This window comes from Methyloceanibacter sp. (assembly GCF_058506495.1).
This window is the reverse complement of the sequence record NZ_JBZMXT010000093.1, coordinates 1-7508: the sequence shown is the minus strand read 5'-3', so window position 1 is coordinate 7508 and position 7508 is coordinate 1. Positions and strand designations below refer to the sequence as shown.

At 55.8% G+C, this 7508-nt stretch carries 6 protein-coding genes; 2 read left to right on the top strand and 4 right to left on the bottom strand.

The annotated features are described in order from the left end of the window. Window positions 1–452: 452 nt before the first annotated feature. The 3 genes from AC33YF_RS12010 to AC33YF_RS12000 form a co-directional block, all read right to left on the bottom strand. Window positions 453–1832, bottom strand: a complete 1380-nt coding sequence (locus AC33YF_RS12010) for a phenylacetate--CoA ligase family protein (RefSeq protein ID WP_491777445.1) — start codon at window positions 1830–1832, stop codon at window positions 453–455. Window positions 1833–2117: 285 nt separating this feature from the next. Next, window positions 2118–2387, bottom strand: coding sequence for a hypothetical protein (locus AC33YF_RS12005; protein ID WP_491777444.1), 270 nt, complete (start codon window positions 2385–2387; stop codon window positions 2118–2120). 975 nt (window positions 2388–3362) lie between these two features. Then, window positions 3363–4073, bottom strand: coding sequence for a helix-turn-helix transcriptional regulator (locus AC33YF_RS12000; protein ID WP_491777443.1), 711 nt, complete (start codon window positions 4071–4073; stop codon window positions 3363–3365). 269 nt (window positions 4074–4342) lie between these two features. Here AC33YF_RS12000 and AC33YF_RS11995 point away from each other — a divergent pair, with 269 nt between their 5' ends. Continuing rightward, window positions 4343–4858 carry a PAS and helix-turn-helix domain-containing protein gene (locus tag AC33YF_RS11995; RefSeq protein WP_491777442.1) on the top strand — a complete coding sequence of 172 codons (516 nt, stop codon included), beginning with the start codon at window positions 4343–4345 and terminating at the stop codon, window positions 4856–4858. 383 nt (window positions 4859–5241) lie between these two features. Then, complete coding sequence (locus AC33YF_RS11990) at window positions 5242–5472, top strand: hypothetical protein (RefSeq protein WP_491777441.1); 231 nt, start codon at window positions 5242–5244, stop codon at window positions 5470–5472. A 1075-nt stretch (window positions 5473–6547) separates the two neighbouring features. On the opposite strand, the gene AC33YF_RS11985 is transcribed toward AC33YF_RS11990, so the two are convergent. Beyond that, the gene (locus AC33YF_RS11985; protein WP_491777440.1) at window positions 6548–7234 is read right to left on the bottom strand and encodes a PliI family lysozyme inhibitor of I-type lysozyme; all 687 of its coding nucleotides are present in this window, start codon (window positions 7232–7234) and stop codon (window positions 6548–6550) included. Window positions 7235–7508 lie beyond the last annotated feature (274 nt).

Below are 7508 nucleotides of genomic sequence, written 5' to 3'. Positions count from 1 at the left end.
GTGGGCTTCAGAATGTGAACTTCGCGCTCCAGGGACACTTGGCGCAGCGATTTTTGAGGGCCAATGGCGTTGAGCCCTTGATGGCGTCGTCGTCAGATGAACTATCACCATCAGAGATCGCGAAGAGGGCCGAGCTCTACACTTACAGGCTCACCTGTCTTAGCGACAACTAGTCTCACGGGTTTGCAGTGCGGGATAGTCTTGGCTTCGGACGAAGTATTTGGGCTTCCATACCTTAGGTTCAGAGAACAGCGTGAATGGGTCCCTTACCTGGCAGAGCCTCGGGGACGCTCGCAGCGCTGCTCCTCATTCCCTTCTGATGTCTACCATCATGTTGCCAGCACATCCAGGCGGCCCCTGGCGGCGTCGGATGAGTTCGCCTGCCTCGTACTGCGCACAAATTGGTATTTCTACTTTCCGGCTCAAAGCGGACATGGAGGTCTGAGGTCATGTCATGTTCGCGGGTCGGCACCTCGCAAAGGTAAGACTTCATGAAACTTCCCGCTCGCGGTGAACTCGGGCGCTGCCTGACTTTCTCGTACCGCCACGTCCCCTAACCCGTTCTCGCGAAACACTCGTTTCACCGATTGGATGACTTCTTGAAAGATACTACCTGCCGCCGCTTCATCGGCTGCTTCTATTCGCACCTCGAAATCTTTCTCGCTGGTCTGGACCAGCTGGATGCGCCTTGCTTGCTCGTGCTCCAGATCGAAAACGAGCGGCGACAGCGTCACGTCGCTCACACGAACGAGCGTCGCCTCGCGCCCTTCCACCTCAAAACTGCGGAACGGCGACCCACAGGGACATGGGTCTGGGTGGAAACGAATGCAGTCGCCGAGGTCATATCGGACGAAGGGTTGAACGTTATTGGCGAGTACCGTCAGTAGCACGGTTGCCGACAGCGTGCCGTCGGGAACGGGCCGCATCGCTGCATCGACCGCCTCGAGGATAACCCAGTCTTCGTGCACATGCTTCCGCCCATGGCTGCACACGAACGATACTACCAGACACTCGGTGCAGGCATAGGCATCGATGATGTTGTATCTGAGCGAGGGGAAGGCCCGGTGAACCCGGCCGCGTAGATCATCCGTGAGGGTCTCGCCTCCCGTGTTGAAGAGCACCGGCGCGATCTGCAGTCGCCCGGCCTCCTTTTCTTTGGCGAGGATCGTCAGCATGCTTGGGTAGGTCACGATGCAGGAGACGTTCGGGATCGCGTTGAGTTGTTCAACGAGCTGGCCGATTGGCTGCTCGGCCTCGATAAAGGACAACCCCCTCGCTAGCCTCGGATGCAGATAGTTCATCAATTTGTTGAACCCGACGCCGGCAAAGTGTCCGTTGCCACCGGTAACCGTCACCCTCATGCCGCGCTTTCGCATCTCCCGGACGAGCTTCCAGTGGTATCGTTCGAAGCGGGCCATCGAAATTCCATAACAATACTCCAGGAAGGATGAGGGCAGTACGATGACCGCTGGTTCGCCCGATGTCCCGGAGGTTCGGAAAATCGCGACATCGCCGATAGGCACGCCAATTTTCCTCATATCCCGGAGATGATCACGGGCCTTGTTGAGGGGAAGAGAACGAATTGTCAGCCAGTCGTCGAACTCGCTCATAAGATCGGGTTTGCGGGTCACCGGCAATTCCTGCAGTTGGACCTCGCTTGATGGCCCCAGATCCGCGTAAAGCCTGCGGAACAAGGGGGAGTCGCGCCGCGCCTTTTCCACGAGACGCCGCAAGTTGTGAAGCTGCTTTGCTTCGATACGCTTTCGTCCACCCCAGGCTGTCCAGAGCCCACCGGCGAAGTACCCTAATGTTCTGAGAAGGCTAAAACGCATTGCTGCTGCTATTCACGACGGGCGCAGTGTACAAACCCAAACATTATATCAACGAGCGCGCCGGGGCGGTTGCCTTCAGCCATTCAGAGAAAAAAGTCCGCTTATGGTACTTTGCGGCCCTTATCGTGACCGCGCTTATGTCTGCTCAAGGGTGTATAGCGGTCGTCGCTAAGTCGCGCTCGGATCTCGGCCAATGACCCAAAGCGGACATCGAGGACCGGCTGTCGCGTCGGCATCCCACGTGTTTGCCTGGTTGGACATTGGCAAGAACGCTGGCGCCGTCGTTTAGTAGCAATAGTCCCAGTAGCCACGGCTCATCGAGGGGTCGGTCCAATACCAACAGAGCTCAGAGGAAGGCGGACGAGGCGCAATCCCGGCGACAGCTACGCCCAGGATGGTCCCGAGCGCCACGCCCGCGACAAAATCGCCGTAGTGATGCTTGTGCGACCAATGTCGGATGTGACGATTCCCTTTATCCTTGCCGTGATGACCTCCCTTATATTTGCCTCCGTGTTTATGAGCTTTCTTGCCTTTGCCTTTGTACTTTTTACCCACCTCGACCACCAACGGGGCAGGCGCACTGAGTAAGACATTGCGACCTGGCAAACTGCCGGCGGCAAATGCGCTGGTTGAAAGTAGGTTTGTGCAAACCAAGGGAACTGCTACCAACGACCAAATAGAACAGATTAGCTTGGACGGCATAGATTTAGCCTAACCTATGGGCTGAATGACTGACGTTTGCCCCACTGTTGGGCGACTGACCGACTAATAATAACCCCCCGACCGTATTTGAGGGTTGCATTCTTTTTCTATCCCCTCTCAGCCAGGTCCGCTTCTCGCACCAAGCAGACCTCAATATCCGAGCCGGCGATGTCTGCTTATGGGTGCAAAGCAGTCGTCACTGGGTTGCGACCTGATGTCAGCTAATGACCCAAAGCGGACATTGTCGATGGCCGCATTGTTCTACAGATTTTGCAGTCGGCGCAGTGCGTTTGCCTTTATCGACTCTCGTGGCGGCCACAAATTAATGGTGTCATCAACCTGTTGGATGACGCCTCAATGGACAGGCGGCAGTAGGATTCAAACACTCTCGGTGTTTGCGTTCGTATCAATGTTTGTAAGCCGAAGGGAAGTCAGGAGTGTTCCGATGAAAACACTCTTCTTAGCCTTGGGTTTGGTCGTCATGTCCGCGGTTTCCAGCATGGCTGGGCTACATGATAGTCCGTATCTCTACAACGTCATTGACAGTCAGCACTCAGCGGAAAACCGAATTTGCAGCCAATCCTCACTAGGAGATGAACCGGCAGTTATGCCGTTTCGTCTGGAGGAAGAGGTGGGCATGCCTATCGGGGGTGTCCGTCTTTCTGCTTAATGCGAAGCCGAGTAGAGGACGCATGATGTTCACCACAGTCGCTCTTGCTACCGCAGTGGCGACATTCTTAAATTCGCCAATCGCTCAGACCCGAGCAGATGTGTTCTGCACAACCGAGCATCCATGCGGCTGCTCTTATAACGTATCGGTTTGTTTTCCTACGGGCCATATGGACACGCGTATCGATTGCGGGCCAACTCATAAATCGTCCTTGTACGAGGAGATTTATGCGCCGCTTCGTCGTCTGAAAACTCATCCAACAGCTCATACCGGAGTACCGAGTGTGCAAAGAGCGACAACAAGTCAGATAGTTTCGATGTGGCGGTCTTGGCATAGATGTGGCTTAGGTGCGTCCTTGCCGTGGACCTTTTGATGCCAATTTCTACAGCGGTTTTCTGAGCATCATGTGTGCAAGATATGGACCTCAGCAGACGTAACTCGCCGCCGGTCAGACCATAGAGGTCGGCAAAAGCGGCATAGGGGAGATGCAATTCTTCAAGCGGCGATTCAAGAAAGACTGCTGCGGTTGCTTTGAGCCGCAGGCTTGGGCCGCTGCTCCGATTCAACGGCATGACCGTCGCGACCAGGCCTTTGGTCTCAATACCCGGCAAAGCAATCGACCTCGTTTGCGAGGGGGTTCCTGCCCTATCGTCCGGGTGCTTGGTAAGAGCTTTGCGAAGTGAGGAACGCGCCGCGCCGTCTACGGCCCTCAGACAGTGATTTACGATACAGACCGCATCACACGCCTCGACGTGGTGCTTGGCGGCCACATTCATATAAAGAACGCTCGCATTGTCATCTGTCAGAAGGATGCCTGCAGAAAGAATGTCGAGAATTTCCTCGAACGCGTACTCCCCGTAATTCGCCATTTCGTGCCTCCAGGATCAGGCCCAACTTCCATGGCTCTCCTCAATTCTCATATTATGCTGGGGCAACTTCAGCTGCCCCCGTAGTATTGCGGGTAGAACGGCCGTCCTTTCCGAAAATCTCATCCGCTTGAAGCCTGGCTCTGCCTTCTGCCATCTAATTTCGGCCTTTGCGCAAATTGACAGCTGCGTCGACTAGGGTGGAGTGCTTTCTGCAAGCGACGTTAGGGAGGTGCGCTGACTTTTCAGCCTAGATCTGTTACACAACAAATATGTCGCAGTACCAAGCGCTGATCTCTCTGGACGGCATACGGCTTTCAGCCAATCAAGCTGTCCTAACTCTCACGGGCTCGCGCGTGCCGGACGTAGTTGGGCTCCCGGCATGGCGGGCACCGTGGTATGCCAATAGCCCGCGCGCCTCTGACAAGCTTGAGCGGCTTGTGCGTTCAGTGAAACGCTATGGGGTCGAACATCGCTCGGAGGTCACATTGGAACTCCCCTCTGGGAGCCTCGTCGTGCAATGCGCCGTCCAGCCAATAGCGGATGCCGGTGGCAATCTTATAGCGATGATGATTAACGCAAGGGACCGCGATCCTCTCCTAAGCAAGCGAGAGGCCGAAGTTCTTCAATGGGTTGCCGATGGCAAGACGGCGGACGAGATTTCGACCATACTCGGCATCTCCCGACGCACCGTTGAATGGCACATTCAAAACATCCGGCAAAAACTCGACGTTACCAGCACCGCACATGCCGTTGCCATTGCCATGAAGCGGGGACTAACCCAGTAAATATGCGGGGTTATTCGAATCGCCAGTGTCACTACCATCTGTTACGCCGTCGCCACCGGCTTAGGCTCGACAGGCGCAGGCGGAAGCTGATCTCGCATGACGCGAGGCCCACTCCCTAGCTGGTGCCCCAGTGTACAATCCCGGTTTATACTGGGGCACCTCATCCGCACTCCTCGCCTCCCTGCCATAGAGAGCGCCCGAATTTGCCGGTCTCCGTATCGTCGGCTTGGCGCGGGCGTTGGTTCAAAGCCCCAATAGTCCATCTAACCCGGCCCCAGACACACTTCTGGGTGATGACCTTTTTGTGTTGCGGATTCCTGAGTTTGAGTCACTTTTAGCGTCGCGCAGTGTCGGACTGCACAAACGAAGTGAGGACCACAAAGATGCTGAAGTTTTTGAGTTCCTTGATTTTCGCCATTGCTCTCTTGGTCGGCTTGGGGGCGCTTCCATCCCTGAGTTACGCGACTTCGGCTGAAGAGGCCAAGGTTACCGACTCGTTCATGGTTGCAATGTCACACGGCGATCATGACGCCGACGACGACGATGATGACGACGACGATGATGACAACGACGATGATGATGACGACGACGATGATGATGACGATGATGAGTAAGGACTAATCGACGGGCGTTGCGGTCGCGAAGCGATCCTAATCAGACCTAGGGGCAACTAGTATCCCTCTCCAATCAAAGTCACTTAGTATGTCCATAAGACCTGAACCTCGGCGGAGTCGCCGGGGCTCTCTTTTTGTCTGCTATGCTCGTCTCCCAAACGGGAGACCCTAGGTGGACGAGAACCGCTCTGAACGTGATCCGGCCGCAAGCAAGCGCAAGAAAGCCATGCTCTATGTTACGGCGTTCTTGGCCATCCTACTTCTCATCGGATTCTTGCTCGACTAGTTCGTGTCGCCTGCGCCATTTGCTACAGTGACGATGCGCGGGGGATCTAACGAGGGAGGCTGGGACACCGGATCGCGGCTGAAGGGCGAACTGGTCTGGGCCGGAAGAACAGAGGGCAGGAGCGCGACGCTATCACAGACTACGAGGTACTAGTGGCGCCCCTGCGAATGCCCACGCAGGGATGGGGGCACTACCGGATAAATGTGTGCTGCCCGCTTCGACTTCAAGATCGTCCTCTGAGGACGGCAGGCCGCTGTGCACTTCATCGCTACCTTCCTGGCCTCACGTATTGATGAGGTCCTGAATGATACGGTCGTCTGTTACTCGCCACGCTCAGCACCGTTGAAGTCGTGTGAGATCGAGCAATGCCTCGATGTAGCGGATGTCTGCTTTTGGCACTTAGCTGACAGCAATGCCCAAGCTGAGGACGTCTGCTTTCGGGTGTAAAGCAGTCGTCGCCAAGTCGCGTTCTGAGGGCAGCTAATGACCCAAAGCGGTCATAGGTTGCGAAATGAGGCCAGATACAGGTAAGGGCGGCTCGAAAGCCGCCCTCCCTGACATCCATCTCTGGACGTCGCGCCTCACCCGAAGGTACGGCGCATTGATAGTCCACTACCAATGGCATCTGCTGTCAATCTTGCGCCGCAGCAAGAGCTAGGCCGGCCTCGGGCATCCACCAGGCGTGAGGGCAAAATAACGCCCCGCAAAGGGGAGCCCGGCCTTTTTTGGTTAGGCTTCTTCTACCTGAAGAGCATTTCGTTTTCTTACGACTCTTCCTCAAGTTCATCGTCAGAACTCAACAACCCGGTCCTGACGCAGGATCCAGCCTGCCTCACCGGCCTCCAGCTTGTACTGGATCTGCCGAGTGCCGCCCGTAGGTTGAGCGTTGGTATCGCCATCCTTGTAGATCGGGAAGCGGCGCAAGAAAGCTCCCTCGCCGACTGCGAACTCGTCATGACCCATGTACCCCTGCGAGATCGCGGGATCATCTTCAATCGAGGGCAGGTAGATCTGGCTAAGCGATTTGTTCTGGTTCGAAGCGTAAGCAATCAGTGATCCATAAGAACCGCTGCCGGCTGAAGTGACATAGACATAGATCTCAGGGTAGCCGTCGGCGTTGAGGTCCTCGATCTCGACGTTGGTAATGGTGCCGTCGGCCTCTGCCTCCATCTGACCTATCGGGCCTTCGGGGCCCTCGCTCCGAACAGTAACCCGATTGATCGAACTATCGTTTGGGCTCTCGACTTGGAAGGTGACATCCTCAAGCACCATCTGAGCGAAGAACGGCTGCGCCTGGAAGCCGGCCTTATCATTGTTGCTTCCGGCGTCACCAGCGGGTGTCGGGTCAGTTGCAGCTGCCGGCGGTGCGGTCTCGGTCTTTACGGGGGGCGCAGCAGGCGCCTCAGCTTGTTCCTCGGAGCATGCGGTCAAGGCGAGGGTCAGGGAAACTGCGAAAATGCCAGGGAGAGGTCTCATACCTTTACCTACAGCTCGAAGTGATCGGTTTGAGACCTATGCATACCTGGATATGTTGCCATTAAGCGAGTGAGATGCTTGCATAGGTACGGTCCTCGGTATCGACCAAGATTGGCCTGATGGCTTTGCTTATCATCCACGTGCTGAAATGCTCACGTCTCCTCATCATCGCCTTCGTTGATGGCCGATTTTTACTGATGAGGCAATCACGACCAGTCGCTTCATTAACGAGCAGAGCTTTACTGCCTGTCGCGCATAGCCTTTGACATCGCTT

Bases quoted from the DNA above. Each gene is read 5' to 3' on its own strand.
- AC33YF_RS12010 (WP_491777445.1), bottom strand. From the start codon at position 1,832: ATGCGTTTTAGCCTTCTCAGAACATTAGGGTACTTCGCCGGTGGGCTC.
- AC33YF_RS12000 (WP_491777443.1), bottom strand. From the start codon at position 4,073: ATGGCGAATTACGGGGAGTACGCGTTCGAGGAAATTCTCGACATTCTT.
- AC33YF_RS11995 (WP_491777442.1), top strand. From the start codon at position 4,343: ATGTCGCAGTACCAAGCGCTGATCTCTCTGGACGGCATACGGCTTTCA.
- AC33YF_RS11990 (WP_491777441.1), top strand. From the start codon at position 5,242: ATGCTGAAGTTTTTGAGTTCCTTGATTTTCGCCATTGCTCTCTTGGTC.
- AC33YF_RS11985 (WP_491777440.1), bottom strand. From the start codon at position 7,234: ATGAGACCTCTCCCTGGCATTTTCGCAGTTTCCCTGACCCTCGCCTTG.